This window comes from Streptomyces sp. Je 1-332, from assembly GCF_040730185.1.
Classification (GTDB): Bacteria; Actinomycetota; Actinomycetes; order Streptomycetales; family Streptomycetaceae; genus Streptomyces.
The window spans coordinates 6,169,649-6,194,783 of record NZ_CP160402.1 but is presented as its reverse complement, the minus strand read 5'-3'; the positions used below and the strand labels follow the sequence as shown (position 1 = coordinate 6,194,783).

Annotated in this window: 19 protein-coding genes and 1 pseudogene; 3 read left to right on the top strand and 17 right to left on the bottom strand. The window is 70.3% G+C overall.

The genetic code is table 11. The annotated features are described in order from the left end of the window. Window positions 1–26: 26 nt before the first annotated feature. The 3 genes from ABXJ52_RS28045 to ABXJ52_RS28035 all read right to left on the bottom strand — a co-directional run bounded on the left by ABXJ52_RS28045 (window position 27) and on the right by ABXJ52_RS28035 (window position 4,438). Window positions 27–1,619: a cation acetate symporter gene (locus ABXJ52_RS28045; RefSeq protein WP_367045511.1), complete on the bottom strand. Its 1,593-nt coding sequence runs from the start codon at window positions 1,617–1,619 to the stop codon at window positions 27–29. Next, window positions 1,616–2,170: a DUF485 domain-containing protein gene (locus ABXJ52_RS28040; RefSeq protein ID WP_367045509.1), complete on the bottom strand. Its 555-nt coding sequence runs from the start codon at window positions 2,168–2,170 to the stop codon at window positions 1,616–1,618. The genes ABXJ52_RS28045 and ABXJ52_RS28040 overlap by 4 nt, the downstream gene beginning before the upstream one ends. Window positions 2,171–2,314: 144 nt before the next feature. Further along, window positions 2,315–4,438, bottom strand: coding sequence for a DNA topoisomerase IV subunit B (locus ABXJ52_RS28035; RefSeq protein WP_367045508.1), 2,124 nt, complete (start codon window positions 4,436–4,438; stop codon window positions 2,315–2,317). 441 nt (window positions 4,439–4,879) lie between these two features. On the opposite strand from ABXJ52_RS28035, the gene ABXJ52_RS28030 reads away from it, so the two are divergent. Continuing rightward, the gene (locus ABXJ52_RS28030) at window positions 4,880–5,107 is read left to right on the top strand and encodes a hypothetical protein (RefSeq protein ID WP_160507629.1); all 228 of its coding nucleotides are present in this window, start codon (window positions 4,880–4,882) and stop codon (window positions 5,105–5,107) included. A gap of 169 nt (window positions 5,108–5,276) precedes the next feature. On the opposite strand, the gene ABXJ52_RS28025 is transcribed toward ABXJ52_RS28030, so the two are convergent. The 8 genes and pseudogenes from ABXJ52_RS28025 to ABXJ52_RS27990 all read right to left on the bottom strand — a co-directional run bounded on the left by ABXJ52_RS28025 (window position 5,277) and on the right by ABXJ52_RS27990 (window position 16,412). Beyond that, window positions 5,277–6,107, bottom strand: a complete 831-nt coding sequence (locus ABXJ52_RS28025; RefSeq protein ID WP_367045507.1) for a serine protease — start codon at window positions 6,105–6,107, stop codon at window positions 5,277–5,279. A gap of 199 nt (window positions 6,108–6,306) precedes the next feature. Further along, window positions 6,307–7,851, bottom strand: a complete 1,545-nt coding sequence (locus tag ABXJ52_RS28020; RefSeq protein ID WP_367045505.1) for an RNA polymerase sigma factor — start codon at window positions 7,849–7,851, stop codon at window positions 6,307–6,309. 419 nt (window positions 7,852–8,270) lie between these two features. Further along, window positions 8,271–9,158: a FadR/GntR family transcriptional regulator gene (locus tag ABXJ52_RS28015; protein WP_367045504.1), complete on the bottom strand. Its 888-nt coding sequence runs from the start codon at window positions 9,156–9,158 to the stop codon at window positions 8,271–8,273. 161 nt (window positions 9,159–9,319) lie between these two features. Then, window positions 9,320–11,410, bottom strand: coding sequence for an ATP-binding cassette domain-containing protein (locus ABXJ52_RS28010; protein ID WP_367045502.1), 2,091 nt, complete (start codon window positions 11,408–11,410; stop codon window positions 9,320–9,322). A gap of 413 nt (window positions 11,411–11,823) precedes the next feature. Then, window positions 11,824–12,021, bottom strand: coding sequence for an LEPR-XLL domain-containing protein (locus ABXJ52_RS28005; protein WP_367049324.1), 198 nt, complete (start codon window positions 12,019–12,021; stop codon window positions 11,824–11,826). Between the two features lie 32 nt (window positions 12,022–12,053). Further along, window positions 12,054–12,407 (bottom strand): annotated as a pseudogene (locus tag ABXJ52_RS28000) (NUDIX hydrolase); the annotation flags it as partial. A 246-nt stretch (window positions 12,408–12,653) separates the two neighbouring features. Beyond that, window positions 12,654–14,558, bottom strand: a complete 1,905-nt coding sequence (locus ABXJ52_RS27995) for a glycogen debranching N-terminal domain-containing protein (protein WP_367049322.1) — start codon at window positions 14,556–14,558, stop codon at window positions 12,654–12,656. Between the two features lie 438 nt (window positions 14,559–14,996). Continuing rightward, a complete protein-coding gene (locus tag ABXJ52_RS27990) occupies window positions 14,997–16,412 on the bottom strand; it encodes a DUF4192 domain-containing protein (protein WP_367045501.1) in 1,416 nt (471 codons plus the stop codon). 133 nt (window positions 16,413–16,545) lie between these two features. On the opposite strand from ABXJ52_RS27990, the gene ABXJ52_RS27985 reads away from it, so the two are divergent. Continuing rightward, window positions 16,546–18,735, top strand: coding sequence for a RecQ family ATP-dependent DNA helicase (locus ABXJ52_RS27985; protein WP_367045500.1), 2,190 nt, complete (start codon window positions 16,546–16,548; stop codon window positions 18,733–18,735). A gap of 214 nt (window positions 18,736–18,949) precedes the next feature. Beyond that, entirely contained in the window at window positions 18,950–19,588 is a 639-nt protein-coding gene (locus tag ABXJ52_RS27980; protein ID WP_367045498.1) for a hypothetical protein, read from the top strand. A gap of 206 nt (window positions 19,589–19,794) precedes the next feature. Here ABXJ52_RS27980 and ABXJ52_RS27975 read toward each other — a convergent pair whose 3' ends face one another. The 6 genes from ABXJ52_RS27975 to ABXJ52_RS27950 all read right to left on the bottom strand — a co-directional run bounded on the left by ABXJ52_RS27975 (window position 19,795) and on the right by ABXJ52_RS27950 (window position 25,004). Beyond that, a complete protein-coding gene (locus tag ABXJ52_RS27975) occupies window positions 19,795–20,469 on the bottom strand; it encodes a hypothetical protein (RefSeq protein WP_367045497.1) in 675 nt (224 codons plus the stop codon). Between the two features lie 77 nt (window positions 20,470–20,546). Continuing rightward, window positions 20,547–21,248 carry a ribonuclease HII gene (locus tag ABXJ52_RS27970; RefSeq protein ID WP_367045496.1) on the bottom strand — a complete coding sequence of 234 codons (702 nt, stop codon included), beginning with the start codon at window positions 21,246–21,248 and terminating at the stop codon, window positions 20,547–20,549. Window positions 21,249–21,718: 470 nt separating this feature from the next. Then, a complete protein-coding gene (locus ABXJ52_RS27965) occupies window positions 21,719–22,627 on the bottom strand; it encodes an ADP-ribosylglycohydrolase family protein (RefSeq protein WP_367045494.1) in 909 nt (302 codons plus the stop codon). Between the two features lie 109 nt (window positions 22,628–22,736). Further along, entirely contained in the window at window positions 22,737–23,396 is a 660-nt protein-coding gene (locus ABXJ52_RS27960) for a histidine phosphatase family protein (RefSeq protein ID WP_367045493.1), read from the bottom strand. Between the two features lie 135 nt (window positions 23,397–23,531). Beyond that, window positions 23,532–24,137 carry a YdbC family protein gene (locus tag ABXJ52_RS27955; RefSeq protein WP_367045491.1) on the bottom strand — a complete coding sequence of 202 codons (606 nt, stop codon included), beginning with the start codon at window positions 24,135–24,137 and terminating at the stop codon, window positions 23,532–23,534. A gap of 33 nt (window positions 24,138–24,170) precedes the next feature. Next, window positions 24,171–25,004 (bottom strand): arylamine N-acetyltransferase, encoded by an 834-nt coding sequence (locus tag ABXJ52_RS27950; protein WP_367045490.1) that lies wholly within the window; start codon window positions 25,002–25,004, stop codon window positions 24,171–24,173. Window positions 25,005–25,135 lie beyond the last annotated feature (131 nt).

Sequence of the window (25,135 nt, the reverse complement as noted above, 5' to 3'; positions counted from 1 at the left end):
GGCCTGACCGTAGCCGTGGAGGGCAGTTACGCCGCTCCCGCCCCGGTGAGCGACCGCACCTCGGTCTCCGCGTGTTTGGCCTCGTCCGCGGGCTCCGGTGATGTGACGGTGCCGAGCCATCCGGCGAGGAAGCCCAGCGGGATGGAGACGAGCCCGGGGTTCTCCAGCGGAAAGTACTGGAAGTCCACCTCCGGGAAGAGGGAGTTCGGCCCTCCGGAGACCACCGGTGACAGCATCACGAGCACCAGGGAGGGCAGCAGGCCGCCGTAGACCGACCAGACAGCTCCCCGCGTGGTGAAGTTCCGCCAGAACAGCGAGTAGAGCAGCACGGGCAGATTCGCGGACGCGGCGACCGCGAAGGCGAGACCGACCAGAAACGCCACGTTGAGATCGCGGGCGAGCAGCCCCAGGGCGATCGCGACCACCCCGATCCCGGCAGCCGCGAGGCGCGCCACCGCCACCTCGCTGCGCGGCTTCGCGTGCTTGCGCCGCAGCGACGCGTACAGGTCGTGGGCCACGGACGCCGAGGAGGCGAGCGTGATCCCGGCGACGACGGCGAGGATCGTGGCGAAGGCGATCGCGGCGACGATCGCGAAGAGAACCGTTCCGCCAGTGGAGTCCGCACCGCCTCCCAGATCGAGGGCGAGCAGCGGAACTGCCGTGTTGCCCGCGGCATTCGACCCCCGCACGGCATCGGAGCCCACGATCGCGGCGGCACCGAATCCGAGCACGATCGTCATCAGATAGAAGCTGCCGATGAGACCGATGGACCAGACGACGGAGCGGCGGGCGGCTCGCGCGGTCGGCACCGTGTAGAAGCGGGAGAGGATGTGTGGAAGCCCGGCCGTGCCGAGGACGAGCGCGAGCCCGAGGCTGATGAAGTCCAGGCGCGAGGTCCAGTCACCGCCGTACTTCAAGCCCGGGGCGAGGAACTGGCTGCCGTGTCCGCTGCGGTCGGCCGCGGTCCGCAGCAACTGGTCGAAGTCGCCGTGGAAACGCACCAGAACGAGCACGGTCAGCGCGATCGCGCCGCACATCAGCAGGACCGCCTTGACGATCTGGATCCAGGTGGTGGCCCGCATCCCTCCCATCGACACATAGATGACCATGAGCGCGCCGACACCGATCACCGTCCAGGCCTGCGCCGCCCCGCTCGTCCCGCCGAGTAGCAGCGCCACCAGTGAGCCCGCCCCCACCATCTGCGCCACCAGGTAGAGAACGGACACGGTCACCGAAGAAGTTCCCGCCGCGATGCGCACGGGTCGCTCCCTCATCCGGGCGGCGACGACATCGGCGAGCGTGAACCGCCCGCAGTTGCGCACCAGTTCGGCCACCAGGAACAGCACGACGAGCCAGGCGACGAGGAAGCCCACCGAGTAGAGCAGCCCGTCGTACCCGAAGAGGGCGATCAGTCCGGAGATGCCGAGGAAGGAGGCGGCCGACATGTAGTCGCCCGCGATGGCGAATCCATTCTCCATGGGCGAGAAGAGGCGTCCGCCCGCGTAGAACTCCTCGGCCGAGCCGTGTCGGTTGCGGCTCACCCACGTCGTGATGGCGAGCGTGACGGCCACGAACACGCCGAACAACAGCAGCGCGAGCGTCTGGTGGTCCCCGGTCATCGCTCGCTCCCCCGGGCCGGCTCCTGCTCCCGCTTCTGGTCCCGATCCCGCTTCTGCTCCCGCTCCCGCTTTTGGTCCTGCTCCCGCTTTTGCTCGAAGACGGACCAGCGCAGATCGAGCGCCGCGTGATCCCTCCTCAGCCGGGCGTGCCGGGCGTACGCCCAGGTCAGCAAGAAGGTCGTGAGGAACTGCCCGAGGCCGGCGAGCATCGCGACGTTCACGGAGCCTGCGACGGGCCGCGCCATCAGTCCCGGTGCGGTCGTCGCCGTCACGACATACGCGAGGTACCAGGTGAGGAAGACAGCCACCCCGGGGACGACGAAACGCCGATACCGGCCGCGCACCTCCTGGAAGGCAGCGCTGCGCTGGACCTCCAGATAGATGTCGGCCGCGCTCGCGATCCGCTCCGGCGCGGCTCGGGGCGCTGCCACGGGCGCCGGCGCACCCGTGCCGTCCAACTCGCCCCAGCCGGACGCAAGCGCGTCGTACCAGGGATCCCTCGGATCACCGGTCCGCGCCTGCCCCGCATCGCGCCCGTCGTGCTTCTCCACCGAACTCTCCTTGTCCGCAGCCTTGTTCGGCCGCGTGCCCAAGGATGGGCAGAACGGGGAGATCCCTGACTCTTCTCTCCCCGCTCTTCACCCCATCAGGTGAAGGAGCTCGGGAAAGCCCCCTCACCCGGCGCCGCACGGGCGCTACGCGTCGATGCGTGAACGGTCCAGCGTCGCCGCGGAGCTCGTGATGAACTCCTTGCGGGGCGCCACGTCGTTGCCCATCAGGAGATCGAAGACCTGCTCGGCGGCTTCCAGGTCGCCGATGTTCACCCGCCGCAAGGTGCGGTAGCGCGGGTCCATGGTGGTCTCCGCGAGCTGATCGGCGTCCATCTCGCCGAGGCCCTTGTAGCGCTGGATGGAGTCCTTGAAGCGGATCCCCTTGCGCTGGTACTCGAGAAGCGTCTCGCGCAGCTCGTTGTCCGAGTACGTGTAGACGTACTTGTCCTGGCCCTTCTTCGGCTGCACCAGCTCGATCCGGTGCAGCGGCGGCACGGCCGCGAAGACCCGGCCCGCCTCCACCATCGGGCGCATGTACCGCTGGAAGAGCGTGAGCAGCAGAATCCGGATGTGCGCGCCGTCGACATCGGCGTCGACGAGAAGAATGATCTTCCCGTAGCGCGCCGCGTCGATGTCGAAGGTCCGGCCCGACCCTGCCCCTATGACCTGGATGATCGCTCCGCACTCGGCGTTCTTCAGCATGTCCGACACGGACGCCTTCTGAACGTTGAGAATCTTGCCGCGGATCGGCAGGAGTGCCTGGAACTCGGAGTTCCGTGCCAGCTTGGCGGTGCCGAGCGCCGAGTCTCCCTCGACGATGAAGAGCTCGCTGCGATCCACGTCGTCACTGCGGCAGTCAGCGAGCTTCGCGGGCAGCGATGAGGACTCCAGGGCCGTCTTCCGGCGCTGGGCGTCCTTGTGCTGCCGGGCCGCGATGCGCGTGCGGGCCGCGGCGACGGCCTTCTCCATCACGGCGCGCGCCTGCGCCTTGGCGTCACGCTTGGTGGACGTCAGGAACGCCTTGAGCTCCTTGGCGATGACGTTGGCCACGATGCGGTTGGCCGCCGAGGTGCCGAGCACCTCCTTGGTCTGGCCCTCGAACTGAGGCTCGGCGAGACGGACCGTGACGACCGCTGTGAGGCCCTCCAGGGCGTCGTCCTTGACGATGTCGTCCTCGGCGACGCGCAGCACCTTCTGGCTGCGCAGCACCTCGTTCATCGTCTTGGTGAGCGAGCGCTCGAAGCCCGTCATGTGGGTGCCGCCCTTGGGGGTGGCGATGATGTTGACGAAGGACCTCATCGTCGTGTCGTAGCCCGTGCCCCAGCGCAGCGCGACGTCCACGGCGAGTTCACGGGTGACCTCGGTGGGAGTCATCTGCCCGTGGTCGTCGAGAACCGGGACGGTCTCCTTGAAGGTGCCCTGCCCAGTGAAGCGGAGGACGTCACAGACGGCCTTGTCCTGGGCCAGGTACTCGCAGAACTCGCTGATGCCGCCGTCGAAGCGGAAGGACTCCTCGCCCTTGGTACCGCCCTCGCCGAGGCCGTACTCGTCCCGCACGACGATGGTCAGGCCCGGCACCAGGAACGCGGTCTGGCGGGCACGCTGGTGCAGCGTCTCCAGATTGAGCTTGGCGTCCTTGAGGAAGATCTGGCGGTCGGCCCAGTAGCGCACGCGCGTGCCGGTGCGCGTCTTGGGGATCTTCTTGGCCTTGCGCAGCTTGGCCGACGAGTCGAAGTCGGCGTCGGGGCCTGGCTTGGCGAAGGCCCCGGGGACGCCACGACGGAAGCTGATCGCATGGGTGTGCCCGTGGAGGTCCACCTCCACGTCGAGGCGCGCGGACAGGGCGTTCACCACGGAGGCACCCACACCGTGCAGACCGCCGGAGGCGGCGTAGGCGCCACCGCCGAACTTTCCGCCCGCGTGGAGCTTCGTCATGACGACCTCGACTCCGGAGAGGCCGGTCTTGGGCTCGACATCCACCGGGATGCCTCGGCCGTTGTCCCGGACCTCTACGGAGGCGTCGTCGTGGAGGATGACTTCGATGTGGTCGCAGTAGCCGCCCAGGGCCTCATCGACGGAGTTGTCGATGATCTCCCAGAGGCAGTGCAGCAGGCCACGGCTGTCCGTCGACCCGATGTACATGCCCGGACGCTTACGAACGGCTTCGAGCCCCTCCAGGACGAGCAGGTGCCGCGCGGTGTAGTTGGAACCGTCCCGGTCTGCTCCGGTCAGCAATGCTGTGGACGGCACGGACGTCTCGGCGGTCACGCGGTTCGCTCCTCGCTGAATTTCAAAAGGGGCCCCTTGGGGTAAGGCCCCGGCTTCGGTTGCCGCTCAGAGGGTACCGAGGCCTGGTAGAGCCGTTGTAACGCCACCCTCGCCATAAACTCACCCTAGTCCAGCACCGCACGCTTGTTCGATCCTTCGATGGAGTGAAGCGCACGTCACGTTCCCTTCCAGGCATGAACCATTTAGGCTCCGGGCACGTCCTCATGAACAACCGGCAACCCAGCCGGCGGACGACCGACCTGACAGACAGCGCGAAACCGTACGACACGTAAAAGACGTAATACGGCACATTCGCCGCCAACCGGCAGCAGACAGCCGCCTCGGAAAAAACTTCGAGGAAAAGCCACGAGCGGGAACGTTTTCGGCCTGGTTGGATGTTGACCCTGGTACGACAGCTCGTCGAGCTAGAGAAGAGGCGACGTGACTACTGTTCTGACCCCCGCGAGCCCCCTGACGGCCGCTGATCGCTGCGACCGCTGCGGCGCCCAGGCATACCTGCGCGTCGTCCTGTTGAGCGGCGGTGAACTGCTCTTCTGCGCCCACCACGGCCGCAAGTTCGAGCCGGAACTCAAGAAGATCGCCGCTGAGATACAGGACGAGACGGAGCGGCTGACGGCCGTCCCGGAGACCAACGACGAGGATCGCTGACTCCTCGCACCCACGACGAGCCATCCGGCGCTCACCAGGCCGGTAAACGGGCGGCCGACCCTACCAACCCCAGGGTCGGCCGCCCGCTCGCGTCACAGGGGCACTCAGGCGCCTCCTCGGCCGCCCCTCGCGGCACTCCACACTCCCCGCGCGGACAACTCCCGTGGTTTCAGCCCCGCAGCGACATCTGCCGCGCGACACCCGAGATCCGCGTATAGACCCCCGGACTCCCGGCACGCCCGCAGCCGCTGCCCCACGACACCAGGCCGATCAGCCGTCCGCGTGCGACAAGCGGTCCGCCGCTGTCCCCCTGGCAGGCGTCGCGCCCGCCCTCAAGTTCCCCCGCACACAGCATGGATGCGGACGTGTACGTTCCGTCAGAACTGCCCGGGTACGCCTCCTTGCACTTCGAGTCGGGCAATACCCGCACATGCGCGGAGTGCAGCGTCTCCGCGTATGCGCCCGATCCCGTTGTGTCACCCCACCCGTAGACCGTCGCGCGCGTGCCGGGTTCGTACGCCTGATCGCCCGCAGCGGCCATGGGGATCACGTATCCCTGTGGAAGCGGGCTGGCCAGCGACAGCACCGCGACATCGCCGCGGTTCGAGTAGCTGTCGTACTCCGGATTGACCGAGGCGTCGCGCACCGGGACCTCACGGCCCTCCGACGTCCCCAGGTCGTCCCGGCCGGCGACCACCTTCAGGTCACTCATCTCGCTCAGCCGTACTCCCAGGACTTCCTTTCCCAGACAGTGCGCCGCGGTGAGGACCGTCGAACGCCCGACCACCACGCCTCCGCAGAACTGCCCAGAGCGCGTACCCCCGAACCGGTCACGGCTGGACAGCGCCACCACCCAGGGACTGTCGGCCACCCGGACCGGACTCCCCCCGATGACGATGCTGTCGGCCGCCGCGGGGGCAGCCGAGGCCAGCGGCAGCGCCGCCACCGGGGCGACAAGGGCCAACGCCGCCGTGAAGGTGCGGGCGAAAGGACGAGGCATGCGAACTCCTCACTCTGGGTTCCCGTGAAACACCCACAGTGATCCAGCGCGGCCCACCGCGCACCCTCGCCACGCGCGTCCGCGGCGGCGCGGACCCATCGGAAAAGCGGACCCATCGGAAAGCGGAAGACCCGAGGCCTCACGTGAGGCCTCGGGTCTTCCTTGTGGAGCGCTGTTGACCAGTCGTGAAGCTCTGTGACTAGTCGAGGTAGTCGCGCAGGACCTGCGAACGCGACGGGTGACGCAGCTTCGACATCGTCTTCGACTCGATCTGACGGATGCGCTCACGCGTCACTCCGTAGACCTTGCCGATCTCGTCGAGCGTCTTCGGCTGGCCGTCCGTGAGACCGAAGCGCATGGAGACCACGCCCGCCTCACGCTCGGACAGCGTGTCGAGCACGGAGTGCAGCTGCTCCTGAAGGAGCGTGAAGCTGACCGCGTCGGCCGGAACGACCGCCTCGGAGTCCTCGATGAGGTCACCGAACTCGCTGTCGCCGTCCTCACCCAGGGGGGTGTGGAGGGAGATCGGCTCACGGCCGTACTTCTGGACCTCGATGACCTTCTCCGGGGTCATGTCGAGTTCCTTGGCCAGCTCCTCCGGGGTGGGCTCACGGCCCAGGTCCTGGAGCATCTGGCGCTGCACGCGCGCGAGCTTGTTGATGACCTCGACCATGTGCACCGGGATACGGATGGTGCGGGCCTGGTCGGCCATGGCGCGGGTGATCGCCTGACGGATCCACCAGGTGGCGTACGTGGAGAACTTGTAGCCCTTGGTGTAGTCGAACTTCTCGACCGCGCGGATCAGACCGAGGTTGCCCTCCTGGATGAGGTCCAGGAAGAGCATGCCGCGACCGGTGTAGCGCTTGGCCAGCGAGACCACCAGGCGGAGGTTGGCCTCCAGGAGGTGGTTCTTGGCGCGGCGCCCGTCCTCGGCGATGATCTCCAGCTCGCGCTTGAGCTTCGGGGCGAGCTTGTCGGCGTTCGCCAGCTTGTCCTCGGCGAACAGGCCGGCCTCGATGCGCTTGGCGAGCTCGACCTCCTGCTCGGCGTTGAGCAGCGGGACCTTGCCGATCTGCTTCAGGTAGTCCTTGACGGGGTCGGCGGTGGCACCGGCCGCGGCGACCTGCTGGGCCGGGGCGTCGTCCTCGTCCTCGTCGGACAGCACGAAGCCCTGGGCGCCCTCTTCCGCGGGCTCGCCCTCACCGGGCTTGCCCTTGGCGGGCGTCTCCTCGGTGGCTTCGTCGTCCAGGATCTCGTCGTCCTGCTTGGACGCACTCTTCTTTGCCGTCGCCTTCTTGGCGACGGTCTTCTTGGCGACGGCCTTCTTCGCCGTCGTCTTCTTGGCAGCGACCTTCTTCGCGGGCGCGTCCTCAGCAGCGTCATCCACGGCCGACGCCTCGGGGGCGGCGGTCGCGGTGGCCTGCTTGGCCGTGGCCGCCTTGGCCGCGACCGTCTTGGTCGCGGTGCGCTTGGCCGGGCTCTTTGCTGCGACGCTCTTGCGGGGGCGTTTCGGCTCCGCGGCACTGACCATCAGCGTCACACCCTCTTCCTCGAGGATCTGGTTGAGGCTGCGCAGAACGTTCTTCCACTGAGTGGCCGGAATCTGGTCAGCTTCGAAGGCACGACGCACGTCATCGCCAGCGATCTGCCCATCAGCCTTTCCCCGCTCGATGAGCGCCATGACAGAGACGGATTCGGCGATCTCCGGCGGGAGCGTACGGGATGTGCTGGCCGACACGAACAACCTCTCGGAACGTTGGAAAACGGCTTCCGGCCCCGTCCATTGTGGACCAGGACCGACGACCGACGACTGGGGATGGGCCGACGGCGCAGGCGGGGCCGGGGAGCTACACAGCGTCGCGAACGACTGCTGTATTCCCTCCTCGGCTATCACCTCTTAGGTCATCGCGCTGCCCCGAGGAGCGTTACGCCCAATCTACGTGGCCCGAGTCACACCGCGTAAGCGCTCAAAAGCGGCCAGATACGGTCAGAGGTGTCCAGACCCGAGCTCTGACGGCCCTCCGGGCAGCAACGACCGCGTCGCCGGGTCTCTGCCGGATCCCCGAGGAACCCGCAGAGACCCGGCGACGCCACCGCGCCAACGGAGTGATGAGGTCGAGCCGCGAGGCGCATGAGCCGGCCGTACGGACGCAGACCCGGCCGTCAGTGCTCGCGAGGGGCGGGCACGACGCGCTCCACCTCCGGGTGGACGGTGAGCAGCTGACGCATGGCGGCCTCGGCACCGGGTCCGTCGCCCGCCCCGAGGGCGTCGACGATCCGCGAGTGGTGCACCAGGGACGCCTCGGTGGGGCGGTCGCAGCCGGTGATCGGACCGCCCGAGACCTGGAGCGCGGCCGAGACGATGCCGGACAGGTGCTCCAGCATGCGGTTGCTCGCGAGCTGGATGAGCAGCGAGTGGAACTCCGCGTCGGCGCGGGAGAAGGTGATCCCGTCGCCCTGGCTCAGGGCGTGGCCCATGATCTCGACCATGTCGGCGAGGCGCTGCTGCACCTCCTCGCGGCCGTGGCCCGCGGCGAGCCGGGCGGCGAGGGGCTCGATCGTCCAGCGCAGCTCGCTGAGTTCGCGGCGCTGGTCGTCGCGCTGCGGCCCGAACGCCCGCCACTCGATGATGTCCGGGTCCAGCAGGTTCCAGTCGCTGACGGGCCGCACGCGCGTGCCGACATTGGGCCTGGCGCTGACCAGGCCCTTGGCCTCGAGGACGCGCAGCGACTCCCGGACGACGGTGCGGGAGACCTCGAAACGCTGGCCGATCTCCTCGGGGACCAGCGGGCGGTCGGCTCCCAGGTCGCCGGAGACGATCATCTGGCCGAGTTGCTGGACGAGTTGGCCGTGCAGCCCACGGCCGCGGCTGCCGGCGGTGCGTCGTCCGACGCGGCCGAGGTCCTGGTCGGCGCTGTCCCACGAGGGCGCGACGACGCGGTCGGCACCCGGGGCCTCGGCGTAGGGGTAGCGGTCGAGATCGCCCGGGCCGGCCAGGCCGGAGTCTGCGGAGCGGGCGGCGGTCATCATGGTGTGCGCAAGGGTACTCACGGAACCTTTGTCGGCGTGGCCCCCAAGTCCCTTGAGGTCTTTGGTGAAAAGCACACGAAAGGGTGATCGCTTACCCCGCCGCAATTGACGCCTTATCGGAAAGAAATGGGCGTTCTCCGGGGAGTTGTGCGCAGCACGGAAACGGAAGCGAAGGACAGTCGCTATCGGACCCTGTTCCGCATCCCTGTGAGCAGATATGCGCAGAGCAGCGTGGTCAGCGACAACATCAGTGCGCTGCCCACAGGTTGGGCGACCATCCGGACGCCGCCGGCCAGATATCGCTCGACACCGAACGGCCACTGCACCATCGCGAGGTCGCGCAGCCTCCCGGGGAGCCCGGCCGCCGATCGCACAGACGGTCCCTCCAAGGCCTTCTGTACGAGTGGTACGACGACGATGGGCACCGCGAGAACCGCGGCCAGGCCGGCCGTGGTGGACCGGAAGACTCCGCCGGCGAGCACCCCCGCCCAGGCGCAACCCGCCACCAGCGCGACCCAACTCGCGCCGAGTGAAGCCCAGTCGGCGGGAACTTTCGCGATCTCCTCGCCGTATACCAGGTGGAGGAGCGCGGCGTCGGAGACGAGGACAAGCAGGCTCAGCAGGAGAGCGGTGGCGGCCGAGACGATCAACTTGGCGCTGAGCAGCCCCAAGCGGCGGGGGACGGTGCCCCGGTCGGCGGCCAGGGCGGGGTGACGGAATTCCTCACCGAAGGCGAGAGCGCCGAGCAGTCCGGCGCCAAGCGCCGCGGGCGGCAGGGGGAGTTCCTGGGGCCAGGCGGCCAGCAGGTGAGGCTGTGCGGTGTGCCCACTTCTGGCGAGGAAGACACAGAGAACGGCGGAGACGGCGAGCACTACGGCCGTGGTGAGGTAGCCGGTGCTGACACCGGCGGCACGGCGCAGCTCGTAGCGCAGAGGGCGCAGGGGGCTACGGGCATGTCGGACCGAGATGGGGGGCGGCAGGGGGGACGGCGGCACCGGGGCCTGCTGGAGGCGGGCGGTGGTGGGGGCGGGGGCAGTGGTGAGGGCGGTGAGAGAGACGGCTGCCGGGACCGTGGGGGCGAGGGGGGTTAGAGGTACGAGGTCCTTGGCTGCGTTTTTGGGCGCGGGGGTGGCCTCGGTCTCGGTCTCGGTCTCGGTCTCGGTCTCGGTCTCGGTCTCGGTTGAAGTTTCGGCGTCGATGTCGGTTGATGTCTCGGCGTTGCCGTGTGTGTCGGCTGGCGCCTCCACCTCTGCCTCTGCCGTCGCCGTGTCGGAGGCTTCGATTCCTGCTTCGGCGGTTGGTTCCGGGGTGGGCGCGGGCTCGGGGGCGGGCGCGGGCTCGGGGATGCGTGCGGGCTCGGGATCGGGCTCGTTGCCCGGCGCGGCAGGCTCAGCCGCAGGCCCCGCATCACCGATCTCGTCGGCGAGTTGATGCACGAGGATCCCGTGGCGGAAGGCCGTCTCTCCGATGTCGGCACAGTTGCTTCCGTACACCGAGAGCCGGTTACCGTCCTCCTGCACGACCTCGATGGAGCGCTGGCCGGCCCTGGCCTCCTTGGACAGCAGCACCCCGAGCCGAGCCGCGTGCGGACTGCGCACCGCGACCCGGGGGCGCAGCCGGGTGCGAGCGAAGTCCCCGGCTTCCTGGTCGGCCACCAGCCGGCCCTCGTCCAGCGTGACGACGCGGTCGGCGGTCCGCGCGGCCTCCTTGGGATCGGCCGTGGAGAACAGGACGGTCCCGCCCTGGGCGGCGTGCGCGCGCAAAATCCCGTGCAGCCAGCCGGCCTCCCGGGCCGAGAGCCCGTCGGCGGGCGCGTCCAGGACGAGTGTGTGCGGGTCGGCGAGCAGCGCGCAAGCCAGGCCGAGACGGCGGTCCATGCCCCGCGAGAGCGTGCCAAGACGCTGATCCCGAAGGCTGACGAGCCCGACGACTTCGAGTACGTCGTCGGCGCGCTGGACGGGCACACCGGCGGCCGCGCACAGCATGCGCAGCTGGCCGCGGACCGTGCGGCCGGGGTGGCCCGGGACCTCACCCAGAAGGACACCCACCTCGCGTGACGGATGGGTGATGCGGTGCAGCGGACGCCCTCTGAAGTAGGTGACTCCTCGGCCCTGTTGGATTTCGAGCATGAGCCTGAGCGCCGTCGTCTTGCCGGCGCCCTGTGCGCCGAGCAGTGCCGTGACACGGCCTGTTCGCGCCTCGAAGGACACGTCGTCGACGGCGGGCGGCAACTCCTGGCGGGGATTGCTTGTCAGTCCGATGGCCTGGATCATCGCTTCTCTCGCAGGATGTGCGACCGCTCGGCGGCCAGGGTTCGTCCGCCGGGTCGGGGACGGACGAACCCCGTGGGTACTTCAGCAAGATAACGCGATATAACCGGCATTTCGGTCAGGGCGTGGGTCGCGGGTGTCCATCGAACACTCAGGCCGACAGACAACAGGTGGACGGCGCCCGGCTGAAGGCGACGGGCGGGAGGGTGTGGGCGCCGCGGCCCGTGGCGCGCGGGCCTCAGACCTCGGGGCGCAGCATGGGCGGGTTGAGCAGCGTCGCACCGCCCGCACGGAAGAGCTGGGCCGGGCGGCCGCCCTGGCGGGTTGTGGTGCCGCCGGTAGGGACGAGGAAGCCCGGCGTACCGGTCACCTTGCGGTGGAAGTTGCGCGGGTCGAGCACGACGCCCCATACGGCCTCATACACGCGGCGCAGCTCGCCGACGGTGAACTCCGGCGGGCAGAAGGCCGTCGCCAGCGAGGAGTACTCGATCTTCGAGCGGGCGCGCTCCACACCGTCCGCCAGGATCTGCGCGTGGTCGAAGGCGAGCGGCGCCGCCTGTTCGCCCTCCCGGCCGTAACCGCCTTGGTTGAGCAGCGCCTCGATCGGCGCCCAGCGCGCGCTGTTCGCGTCACCGCCGGCCCGCGGCGCGGGGAGGTCGGGGGCGAGCGCGAGATGGGCGACGCTGACGACCCGCATCCGCGGATCGCGCTTGGGATCGCCGTACGTGGCGAGCTGCTCAAGGTGCGCGCCGTTCGCCTGGGCCGGGGAGGCCGCATCGTGGGCGCACAGCCCTGTCTCCTCGACCAGCTCCCGTGCAGCCGCCGCCGACAAGTCCTCGTCGTCACGCACGAATCCACCGGGCAGCGCCCAACGCCCCTGGAACGGCGACTCGCCCCTGCGTACGGCGAGTGCGCAGAGCGCGTGGCGACGCACGGTCAACACGACCAGATCGACGGTGACAGCGAAGGGCGGGAAGGCCGACGGGTCGTAGGGCGACATGCCGCGATCATAGTCGTCTGCCTGACGATAAACAGCTCCTCCGGCATCCGATACCGGTCGGATTACCCGGCCCTCACGCCATCTTCAAGCCACGCCGGGGTCGCGCTCGGCCACGCCCACCGCAGCCGAGCCGCACCCACCACAGGCCCTCCCTCCGTACGCCCCTCCTCCGCGGGCCTCCCCCTCCGTGGTCTCCCTACGTGGCCTTTCTACGTACGCACCTCCCCTACGCGCCTCCCCCGTCAGTCACACTCCCAGCTGCAGTCCCTCGGCCGCCTCCTCGACCATGGCGAGGCCGAGCCTGCTGACGCGCACGGAGAACGGGGCGCCCGCGACACGCAGCGCCGCCAGCTCCAGCTCCCCCAGGGGTGCGCTGCGGACGGGGCGCAGCGTGACCGTGCCCGACGGGGCGTCGGGCCGGATCCCGGCGAGCGCCGTGAGGATGTGCACACCAGCGGCCGCTGCGGTGGCCGCCGGGCGGCAGGCAGCGGGGTGCGGCAACGGCGCGCCACCCTCCGTCCGCTGCTCCCCCGCGTACATCTCAGGCAGCCGACAGCCGAACGACTCGGCCGCCCCCATCACTCCCCGCAACAACGCGCTCGCCTCCTTCTCGTAGCCCGCGGCGGCCAGACCCGCGACGGCGACCGCGGTCTCATGGACACGGACCGCCCCGCCGCGATGTCCGAAAGGGTTGTACGCGGCTTCCTTGACGCCCAGGCTCCGCAGCCCCCATCCCGAGTCCATGGCGGGGCCGCCCAGAAGCCGGGCGAGCTGCTCGGTGCGCACCTTGTCCAGCAGTCCTGGCGCGAGCCCGCCCGCCCCGAGCAGACCCGTGTCCAGGAGGTGCGCGGCTCCTCCGGTGAGGAGGGGCACTGGGCGCCCGTCGGCCAGACAGGCCGCGGCGGGCCTGCCACCCGCCCTGTCCTCCACCCAGAAGTCCTCCCGGAACGTGCCCCGCAGGCGCTCCGCCCACTGCCGCAGCTCGGCACCGCCCGGACGGTCGTGCGCGTCGAGCAGGTCGGCGCCGAGCACCGCCGCCCGGTGAGCATGGGCCTGGGTCTCGCAACGCGCGGGCCCACCCGGATACGGGTCCGGCAGGCACCCTCCGTCGCCCGCCGCGGCAAGCAACCACCGCAGGCACCGCTCGGCCGCCGGCAGCAACTCCTCCGTGTCCTGCGCCGCCAGCCCCCAGCGCCAAGCCTCCGCCAGCAGCACCGGGAAGAGCAGCGTCGCCTCGACCCCCGTGCAGCCTGGCGGAAGATGCGGGCCCGCGTTCCGCAGCGGCCCTGGGATCATGCCCACCCGAGGCCCCTTGCCCGTGAGTTGGCGGCGGGCCAGCGTACGCAGCGTCCCCACGGCGATCCGGGTGCCGAGCGGCAGGGCCATCCGGGCGGCAGCCAACGCCTCGGCCGGGGCGAGCCCGCAACGCCATGGCGCCCCCGCGGCCAGGTGTACGTCGGTTGGATGCGCGGGGTCCCGCAGCAGCAGCGCCTGAAGATCCTCCACGGATCGGTCCAACAGCGCTCGGGCCCTGGGATCGTCGCCCGCGGCCCGCGCCGCGGCGAGGACACGCGAAGCCCCGTGCCCGACCGCTCTGACCGGGCCCACACCTTCGGGACGCACCCGCAGTTCCAGGCTCCAGGTGCCGCCCGGCGGCAGTTCCACCTCCCAGCGCAACAGCCCCGCCGAGGCCAGCGCGTCCGCGGGCGCCGGGTGCGCGGTGACCACACAGGTGCCCGCCGGCGAGGACCAACGCATTCCGGAGTCGTGGACGCTGGCCGGCAGTTCGGGACCGGTGTTGCCGGAGGCGACCGCCCCGAGCTCGGCCAGATCCGTGCCGAGCGAGACTTCCACGGGCAGCCGCCGGTGCCGGACGGCTGCACTGCGCAGGGTGATCCGCTCCGTACCGTCCGCGTACCGGGTGCGTTCCACGATCACGTCTGGGTCCGGGCCGCCGTCCGCGGAGGGACGCAGCGTCGCCACGAAGCGGGCATGGTCGGCCGCCATCATCCGTGCTTGCACGGCGACCGGCTCGCGCCCCGCCACTCGTAGCTGACAGCGGGACAGCAGCCTGCGCCCCGCGCGATAGAAACCCTCGAGTCCGAGGCCGGTCAACTGCCCCTGGTCCGTCGAGATCGCGAGAGCGGGCATGGCGACGCAGATCAGCGTGGCGTGCGCGGGCGGCAGCTGCGCGAGGCGACGCGCTCCGTGAGCCTGCGTGGATCCGCCGGGAGGTGGCGGTGAGCCCGGCGCGGGCCTCTGCAGTCCCTCTCTGCCGGAGACGGGGGACGGGGCGGGCAGGGGCATGAGATGGCCTCTTCTGCGCTGTCCGCGCTACGGGAAGTCGGAGATCGTACGGTGGCGGATCGACCCGGGCGGGGGTGCCCTCCCAGGCGCAGGTACCGCCACTCAGGTGAACGGACCCGCCCCGCCCCGAGTCACGCCTATAGCAGGGAATGCCACTCGCCCGGCCCCGGCCTTCCGCGCACCGCCGCCCGAACGGCCCCCGCCTGACTCCCGCCCCCCAGAGCTGACCGACCGCGTTCAGGAGGCTTTTCATCAGGCGTCGCTTGTTCACGTGTCGCTCGATCACGTGTCTTTCCTCGCTGCGCGCCGGATCGTGTGACGGCGGCTCTGAGGCCCTGTGTTCGGCCTGCCGGTGGCCCGTGCGCCAGGGCCGTTCTTCGGGCGTGCGGGGCGGCGTCGTCGGGCGACGCCCACCGGCTCATCCACCGGGTCCGAGGGCGCCACGGAGAGGGGCAGTTCGGTCTGCACCCCCTTCGCCCCACGGCCGGTTCCCTCCCTGCGCAGGCAGCGGCGGATCGGCTCGGGGTCCAGATCTCCGGTGCAGGCATGATGCAGCAGCTGCGCGAAGGTGTAACTCGGATCGGCACACAGCGCCATGCCCAGGGCTTCCTGCCCCTCCGTGGTGTCACCGAGGGACCACGCCACCCAGCCCGCGAGCGACAGCGGCGCCGCGGCGTGTTCCGCGTAGGCGCCGACGCAGCGACGGGCCAGGGCCCGCCAGAGGCGAAGAGCCGGCGCTCCGACGTCGCCTTCCATCCACTCCGCGGCCCGATCGCGCGTCGTCCGGTCCTGGAGACCGAGGATCAGCGCCGCGGCCTCGTCGTGCGCAAGGAGGTCGTCGTCCTGGAGGTCCGCCTCCAGCCTGTCGCTGACCACCGGCGCGGAAACCATGCGCGCCATGATCCTGCGGGCCAGGTCAAGCGTGTCGGCGGCGACCCCGGTGTGCCCGTCCTTCTCCAGGATCCGGTGCACGATCGCCATGCCCGCCGCGTCGAGTGCGGCCTCCTGGTCCACCGCGGCGGCGGATTCCCACGGGGCCAGACGCGCCCTCATCTCCCTTGGTGTGATGCCCACTTGGACGCCGGCGTAGGCCGTGGCCGCGGCCAGGACCGATGTGCCGGGGCGCAACAGAGGCACGCCCTCCGGCGGGCAGCACTGCGCGTTCGGACAGCAGTAGGTCCAAAAGCTGCCCGCGGAGATGCATACGACCTCGAACACGGGGACGTCGAGGCTTCCGCAGGCGGTGCGGATCACCTGCGCCAGCGGTCGCAGGCGCTCCATGACCTGCCGGCCGGATTCGGCGCCGACCGGTTCCGCGCACAGGAACGCCACGATGCCGTCGGGCCGGGCGCCGCGCCGCTCACACCCGCCCACCAGGCACTGGGCGAGCTGCTCGGCGATGGGGGGCCAGTCCTCCTCGCGGCCGGGAATGCCGAGGCGCACCCGCCCGCCGAACCTGCCGTGCTCGCCGTGCAAGGCGATGAGGACGACGCTCTCCTCGGGCTTGAACCCGAGCAAGTACGGCAGGGCGTCCGCGAGTTCGGCCGGGGTGCGCAAGGTCACCATCGTCTCGTCGACGGAGCTCATCGCGTGGGTGGAGCTGGTCGAGTGTGTGGAGTCGGTCGAGCGGGCGGAGCTGGTCGCGTGGTGCGGGTCGGTCGATTCGATCGGGTCGTTTTGTTCGCTGTGATTCGTCATGCCGCGACTCTCCCGCGGATCACCAGATTCCGGTTTGCCCTGTGGATAACTGCGGTCAGGGGCACGCCAAGAGTTATCCACAGCTCGGCGGGCTCGTTCGCCTAATGTCAGACCCATCGGGTTGCATGGGGGCATGAGCAACGAAGATCTGCGCACGGCGGCCGATGCCGTACTCGCCCGCCTCGTCGGCGGCCCCGCGCCCGCAAGCGGCGAGGCGCCACCGGCAGACGGTCCGCGGCTGCGCGAGGACCAGTGGCGCGCGATCGAAGCGCTCGTCGCCGACAAGCGCCGGGCCCTGGTCGTGCAGCGCACGGGCTGGGGCAAGTCCGCCGTGTACTTCGTGGCGACCGCACTGCTGCGGGAGCGGGGCAGCGGCCCCACCGTGATCGTCTCCCCGCTGCTCGCGCTCATGCGCAACCAGGTGGAGTCCGCGGCGCGAGCCGGAATCCGCGCCCGCACGATCAATTCCTCCAACACGGAGGAGTGGGAGACCATCCAGGCCGAGGTGGCTTCCGGTGACGTGGACGTCCTCCTGGTCAGCCCGGAGCGCCTGAACAACCCGGACTTCCGCGACCAGGTCCTGCCCAAGCTCGCCGCGGCGACCGGCCTGCTCGTGGTCGACGAGGCGCACTGCATCTCGGACTGGGGCCATGACTTCCGGCCCGACTACCGACGGTTGCGCACGATGCTCGCCGACCTGCCGCCGGGCGTCCCCGTCCTGGCCACCACCGCGACAGCCAACGCGCGCGTGACGGCCGACGTGGCCGAACAGCTGGGCACCGGCGGCAGCTCGGACGCGCTCGTGCTGCGCGGGCCCCTCGACCGGGAGAGCCTGAGCCTGAGCGTTCTCCAACTTCCCAACGCCGCGCACCGGTTGGCCTGGCTCGCCGACCACCTGGACGAGCTGCCGGGCTCGGGAATCATCTATACGCTCACCGTCGCCGCGGCCGAGGAGATCACCGCCTTCTTGCGGCAGTGCGGGCACACCGTCACCTCCTACACCGGAAAGACGGAGAACGCGGACCGCCAGCAGGCCGAGGAGGATCTGCTCGCCAACCGCGTGAAGGCCCTGGTCGCCACCTCCGCCCTGGGGATGGGCTTCGACAAGCCGGACCTCGGTTTCGTGGTGCACCTCGGCTCCCCCTCGTCCCCGATCGCGTACTACCAGCAGGTCGGTCGCGCGGGCCGCGGTGTCGACCACGCGGAGGTGCTGCTCCTTCCGGGCAAGGAGGACGAGGCGATCTGGAACTACTTCGCCTCGCTCGCCTTCCCGCCCGAGGAGCAGGTGCGGCGCACGCTCGACGTGCTGGCGCAGGCGGGCAGGCCCCTGTCGCTGCCGGCCCTGGAGCCCCTGGTCGAGCTGCGCCGGTCACGTCTCGAGACGATGCTCAAGGTCCTCGACGTGGACGGCGCGGTCCGGCGCGTCAAGGGCGGCTGGACCTCCACGGGGATGCCGTGGGCGTACGACGCCGAGCGCTACGCCTGGGTCGCCAAGCAGCGGCAGACGGAACAGCAGGCGATGCGTGATTACGCCACCACGCCCGGCTGCCGCATGGAGTTCCTGCGGCGGCAGCTGGACGACGAGGCGGCCGCCCCCTGCGGGCGCTGCGACAACTGCGCGGGAGCCCGTTTCACCGACGCCGTCTCCTCCGGGGCGCTCGACACGGCGAAGGGCGAATTGGTCCGCGCGGGCGTGGATGTCGAACCCCGCAAGATGTGGCCGACGGGCCTCGCCGCGGTCGGCGTCGACCTCAAGGGACGTATCCCCGCCGGGGAACAGGCCTCCCAGGGCCGGGCGTTGGGACGGCTCTCGGACATCGGGTGGGGCAACCGGCTCAGGCCGATGCTCTCCCCGCAGGCCCCTGACGGGCCGGTTCCCGACGACGTGGCGAAGGCCGTGGTCGGCGTCCTCGCCGACTGGGCGAAGGGGCCCGGCGGCTGGGCCTCGGGCAGCGCAGACGCCCAGCATCGGCCGGCCGGCGTCGTGACCATGTCCTCGCACACCAGGCCCCAGCTGATCCAGTCGCTGGGTGCACGGATCGCCGAGGTCGGACGCCTCCCGCTCCTCGGGACCATCGAGTACGCCCCCGGAACCGACACGGCCCATGTGCCGCGGACCAACAGCGCCCAGCGGCTGCGTGCTCTCGACGGGACGTTGACCCTGCCCCCCGAGCTCGGCGCGGCGCTCCGGGAAGCGGACGGCCCCGTGCTGCTCGTCGACGATCTGACGGACAGTGGCTGGACCCTGGCGGTGGCCGCGCGCATGCTCCGCCGAGCCGGAGCCCAGGGGGTGTTGCCACTGGTCCTGGCTGTACAGGGCTGACACAAGCGTCAAGGCGGCGCGCACTGGGCAGGTATATAGGAGACGCATCACCAGATACCGGTCGGCGGTCCCAATTGCTCGTTGCCGCAAGGCAGTCCGACGGGAAGAATTGGTATCGCTCCCCGCGCGGCTCCCCGTGGCCCGGCAGGACTGTGCCGCGGTGCGCTCCCCCAGCCCGACCCCGCCCTCTGGGCGCGTAGCCGAAGGGAGGACCGTGACCTTCGGATTCGCTCCGTCCGCTGCGGCATCGATGTCGGAGTCTTCGACGCCGGCCGAGATGTCCGCCGATTCCGCCAACCGACTGGCCCGGATGCTCGAGCCCGCGGAGTGGTCAGCCGCGGGAATTCCCTTGCTGCGCAATCCGCGTGAGGTCGTCAGCGGCCTGCACGCCCGGCATCGTCCGACGCCCACGACAGCCGTCGTCGCTGTCCTCGATCCGGAGGAACGGCTGCGGGCGAGCGCGTCGTTCACCCGGCGGCCGAGCGCGGCGGACGGCTGGGTCTTCCGTAACGCGCTGCTCGCGCAGCTGCGTCGGGTCATCCCGCACGATCTGCGCCGGCGCACTCCGGTGCGCACCGCTGTCCTGCTCTACTGCCGTGACGGTGACGCGCGTTGGACACCGGAGGACGGGGCGTGGATGTGGGGACTGCGGGACGCCTGCACGCTGCACGGGCTGCGGTGCGGCGCCTACATCACGCTGACGCGTGACGGCTGGCAGGTGCTCGGCGAGGGCCGCGGCGGGCGCCGGCCCAGCACCGGCTCGAAGCCGGAGGCGTTCGCCGACACCGATCCGCCGCCACCGCGCACCGGCGGCGCCGCTTCAGACGTGCTGCGCCGAGCGGCGGCACGCTGAGGCGTCCGCCGCACCACCCGCCGCGAGGCGGGGCCACAGGCATGGACCGGAGCGCACTCACCGCTCGCGTCGCGCGGTACGCGACGCACACGGTGCGAAGCTCACCCGGCCATGCCACGGACACCGGCCGCTCCACGCCCGGCTCCGTCCACCCGACCGCGAAGTCAGGCAGCCGAAACCGGAACGCGGATGTCGGACAGCGAACGTCAGACGCCCGCGCCCAGCGTCGCGTTGATCCGCTGCGGGTCACCGCAGACGATCAGCAGGGTTCCGGCTCGGGCGAGCGCCGTCGGCAGCGCGCCGACCGCGGTCTCCTCGCCGCCGCCGTTGATGGCGACGACGACCACGGGGCGGGACACGGCACGGTCCAGGGCGGCGGCGTCGGCGTAGAAGACGTCGTCGCCCGCATCGTGCTGGGCCCAGTAGGAGGCCTCGCCGAACGACAGCTCGTGCGTGGCCCACGGGTGCGGGTCGCCGGTGGTGACCACCAGCACCTCACCCGGAGCGCGGCCCGAGTCGAGCAGCAGGTCAACGGCTTCCTCGGCGGCGTCGAGCGCCCCCTCGGCGGAAGCAGGGATCAGCTGGATCTGCGGAACCGAAGTACCGACGTCCGTGGCGGGCCCCGCGGGGGGACCGACGGGAGCGGCGGAAGATCCGGAAGCAGCCGGGGCGGACGGCCCTGGCTTGACGGCCGGCTCATGCGACGTGCGCTGGGCCGGCGGCGTCGGCCGGGCGGGACCCGGTCGGCCTGGACGGGGCGCAGCCGCGGGACGCGGGCCGGGTACGGGGCGGGGGGTCGGCGTGATGCGGCCACTGGCCGGGGTCACGCGGGGACCCTGGGCACTCTCGTGAATCTGAGGCTCCTCGGGACTGAGAGGCATGCGTAGTTGTCTATCAAACGCCGGTGCGCGAGGCATCAGCGGGTGGCACATGAGTGCGAGTTGAACTGCCGGAAGCGTCAGAAATCGAAGCCGAGCTGGCCCTCGATTTCCGGAACGCTTCCATCCGCCCAGCTGCGGGCCTTCTTGAGGTGCCGCCACTGGGGCAGCGCATCAAGATACGCCCACGACATCCGGTGGTACGGGGTGGGCCCCCGCTCCGCCAGCGCGGCCTTGTGCACCGGCGACGGATAGCCGGCGTTGGCCGCAAAACCGAAGTCTGCATGTTCGATACCCAGTTCGGCCATCATTTTGTCGCGCCGAACCTTGGCGATCACCGACGCCGCGGCGACGGCCACACAGGACTGGTCGCCCTTGATCACCGTACGAACCTGCCAGGGAGTCCCGAGATAGTCGTGCTTCCCATCGAGAATCACCACCTCCGGGCGCACCGGGAGCGCCTCAAGGGCGCGTACGGCGGCGAGCCGCAGTGCGGCGGTCATCCCCACGTCGTCGATCTCCTCCGGCGAGGAGTGTCCGAGGGCATAGGCCGTGACCCAGCTCTCCAGCACCCCGGCGAGCAGGGTGCGCCGCTTGGGAGTGATCAGCTTGGAATCGGTGAGTCCTTCGGGCGGCCTGCGCAGTCCGGTGATCGCCGCACATACGGTGACCGGTCCCGCCCACGCGCCGCGCCCGACTTCGTCGACTCCGGCAACGATTTTCGCTCCGGTGGTAGCGCGAAGGGAGCGCTCGACGGTGTGGGTGGGTGGTTCGTACGGCATGGCGTCATCAGCCTACGCCGCCCCAGTCCACCGGCGACACCCAGGCCCAGGATCGTGCTTCACGAATGCGACACCGTTTCGGCCGAAGCCGTCTCCCCGGCTTCGGCATGGGCCTGAACTTCGTGCCCCCGACACTGACGCCCGTCTCCGGGGTGGCCCAACACGAAGCGGGCGCGGCTCAGGACTGCTCAACGTGACGCAACAGGTGGGCGGTTCACTCGGCCCCTTCATCTGATGGCTCGGGCGTGGACGGTGTGTCGGTCACGGGACCCCCTCCCGGCCGGACCGCACGTGCAGCGGACGGCACGCGCGCGTGGCGGGCCGCCGGGCGACCGGCATCTCGTTGAGGACGCGCAAGTCATGATCAACTCGCGGCCCGCGGGAACGAGTAACCGCGAGGTCGACGACGGCCCGCGCAGCGGCCACGCTGTCGCATGACCGTGACAGTCGCGAGGGGAGCCCGACGTCAGTCAGTCCGCCGCGACCGGCACCCAGCCGGGCAACACCTCGGTCCGCTCCAGCCACTCCCCGGGAGGCGACCCGCCCTCACCGGAAGCCACCACTCCGCCCGCGATCGCACAGGTCGTGTCCATGTCGCCGCCCACCTGGGCAGTGGACCAGATGGCCTGCTCATAGGCTCCGAGGCCACGGGCCGCCGACCACAGCGCGAAGGGAACCGTGTCGTGCGCCGTCGTCCGGCGGCCACACCCGAGGACCGCGGCGACGGTCGCCGCGTCTCCGTAGTCGAGCATGTCGCGGGCGCGACGGAGTCCCGCCCCCACGGCGCTGCGGGGCACGAGGTCGATGACGCCGTCGAGCAGTGTCTTCGGTGCGGGCGGCCCCGCGGGGTCCGCGGCCAGTGCCGCGGCGGCAGCCACCGCCATGGCCCCCACGACCGCCTCACGGTGCTGATGCGTGGGGTACGCGGAGATCTCCGCCTGGTGCGTCGCCTGCTCCGGGTCGTCCGCGTACCAGGCGCCGAGCGGGGCGATCCGCATGGCCGCCCCGTTGCCCCAGGAGCCCTGGCCCTTGAACAGCGCGGAGGCCAGCTCCCGCCAGTCCCCGCCCTCCCGGACCTGCCTGAGCAGGCGGTTCACGGCGGGGCCGTAGCCGCGGTCGAAGTCGTGGTGCTCGGCGAAGGAGAGGGCGAGCGCGTCCTGGTCGATCCGGTCGTGCCGGACCAGGACCGCGAGAACGGAGCACGCCATCTCCGTGTCGTCGGTCCACTGCCAGGGCCCTGGGGGCGCTTCCCGCCGCTTCAGCAGCGGGTAGTTCGCGGGCACGAAGAACTGAGAGCCCAGCGCGTCCCCCACCGCCAGCCCACGCAGGCTGGCCAGAGCGCGGGCCAGGCGCCGGTCGGGAGAGGAGTCAGCGGTCATCGCTCTGCCACTCTATCCGGTGACGCCGGTCTATCCGGTGACGCCGTACGGCCCCGCTATCCAATGGCGCCGTACGGCTCGGCCATCCAGTGACGCCGTACGTCTCGGGCTAACCGGTGACACCGTACGGTTCGGGTTCGCGCCAGCGTTCGAATGGCCGGTCCAGGGTGTACTTGCCGTCGTCGCCCAGCACCAGCGTCCGCATCTCCCCGTTGCCGGGGTTCGAGAGCGACTCGAACTCCGCCACCGACCAGTGGAACCAGCGCATGCAGAACAGCCGCATGGTCAGGCCATGGGTGACGAGCAGAACGTTCGGCGGATGGTCCGGTGCCTCGAAGCTCCGGTAGAGGCTCTCCAGGAACGCGCCCACCCTGTCGTACACGTCGGCCCCCGACTCGCCCTGGGCGAAGCGGTAGAAGAAGTGCCCGTACGCGTCGCGGTACGCCTTCTGCAGCCTGACGTCGTCCCTGTCCTGCCAGTTCCCCCAGTCCTGCTCCCGCAGCCGCGGTTCCTCACGGATGCGCACCAGCTCGGGATCGAGCCGCAGGGCCCTGAAGGTCTCGTGGGTGCGGCGGTAGGGCGAGACGTACACGCTCACCCGCTCCTGACCGATGGCCTCCCGTAGCTGCTCGCCCGTCTCATCGGCCTGCCGCCACCCCTTCTCGGTGAGCGCCAGCGCGTGGTCGGGTTCGCGTTCGTACACGGTGTCGTCGGCGTTTCCGGCCGACTCGCCGTGCCGGACAAGGAAGATGCGCTGCGGACGTGCCATACGGAAACCCTAGATCGGGCCCTCCCGGGCGGCTCAACCGGTCGGCCGTCCGGGCCCCATCCGGCGTATGTGGCCGCTGCCACACGCCCCGCACGTCCGAAAGCAGCGGCTCGCGCCCCACGGCCGACCGCGCCGTCACACCGTCCAGGACGGCTCCAGTTCGACGATGTCACCGGCCAGTGCCGCCACGTCGGCCTCCGTCTGGGCGCGCAGCGACAGGCGCTCCACCCGTTCCCTGCGGTACTTGCCGTGCTCGGCGGCCGACAGCCACATCGAGAGGATGAGGAACTCGTGCCCCGGTGCCTCGCCGAAGAGTCCACGCACCATCCCCGGAGAACCAGCCATCGCCGGGTTCCAGACCTTCTCCTGCATGAGCGCGAAGTGCTCCACCCGCGCCTCACGCACCCGGCAGTGCGCCACCCGCACCACGTCGGCGTCCGCGAAGCGCGGCTCGAAGCCCGTCTTCACGTCGAAGCGGTGGTCGAAGAGCTTGATCTGGATGTTCTTGAAGGTGCCTGACTGCGTCGCGGCTAGCCGGTCGTGGGAGCGCGCCATGAAGGAGTCGTAGAAGGCCCTGCTCTCCCAGAAGCCGAAGACGTGCGCCACGCCCGGCCGCTCCCGGCTCCACCCCCCGCCCTGTCCCCGGAACCCCGGCTCCCCCAGAAGCCCCGCCCACTTCCGCTGTCCCCGCTCGAACCCCCGTCGGTCCACCACGGTGCAGCGAATCCACTTGACCAGCACCGCGCCATCGTACGGCGCGGAGCCTGGCCCGGGTCACGCTCCGGCGTAGTGCGCCCGGATCAGCTCGGCGAGATCGTCGGCGCTCAGTCCAATACCGAACTGACAGTCGAGAACATCCCCCAACTCCCGGGCGGTTAGGTCACGTTCGTCCGATGTGCCGTCGGGGCGCGTCACCGTCAAATGTTCACCGACCAATGTGCGTCGCACCCCCGGAGCGGCCCTCTGGATCACGGGACGGCGGGCGAACGACGACAAGGGGTGGGTCGATGTGTAGTGGTTCATCACTACGTAGTCGACGGGCAGGCGTTCTTCCAGCGTGTATTCGTAGAGATCGAACCAGCCATCCGCGTGCTCGGTCCGCAACACCCGCGCACCGTTTGCTTCCTGGACGATCCCGAACCGCCACTCTCCTTGTCGCACGTCTTGCTCTACGTCGCCCTCGTCCGCAAGGAGGATCGGTTCGAGCAGCCCTTCCGCGCCGAAACCGACATCGCAGTGCCACTGCCGACCGTCCGCCTCGACGTTCAGGAGCATGTGCGTCACCGCGCGACGCGACGACGCGCCGGCCCTGACCCGCGCCCCGAGTCCCGTGACGGCGAAGCCGATCCGGTCCAGGGCGGCGGCGAACAGGAGGTTCTGCTCGTAGCAGTAGCCGCCTCTGCGCCGCCGCACCAGCTTGTCCTGCAACGCCCCCAGATCCAGCGGCACGGGCCGCCCGATCATCATCTCCAGGTTCTCGAAGGGGATCGACGCCACATGCGCCCTGTGAAGCGCACGGAGAGTGTCGAAATCGGGCTTCGCTTCATCCTCGTGACCGATCCGGGCCAAGTAGGCCTCGATGTCCAGTTCTTCCCCGTTCCATGCCATGCCTCTAATGATCCACAGGACTGCGCCCGCCCGCCAACAGCCTTTCCGAACGCCGCCAACGGCCTTTCCGAACGGCGAACTTCAGTGATGTCAGTCATGCGTCGTAGCGTGTTTGTTGGACATGCCTAGAG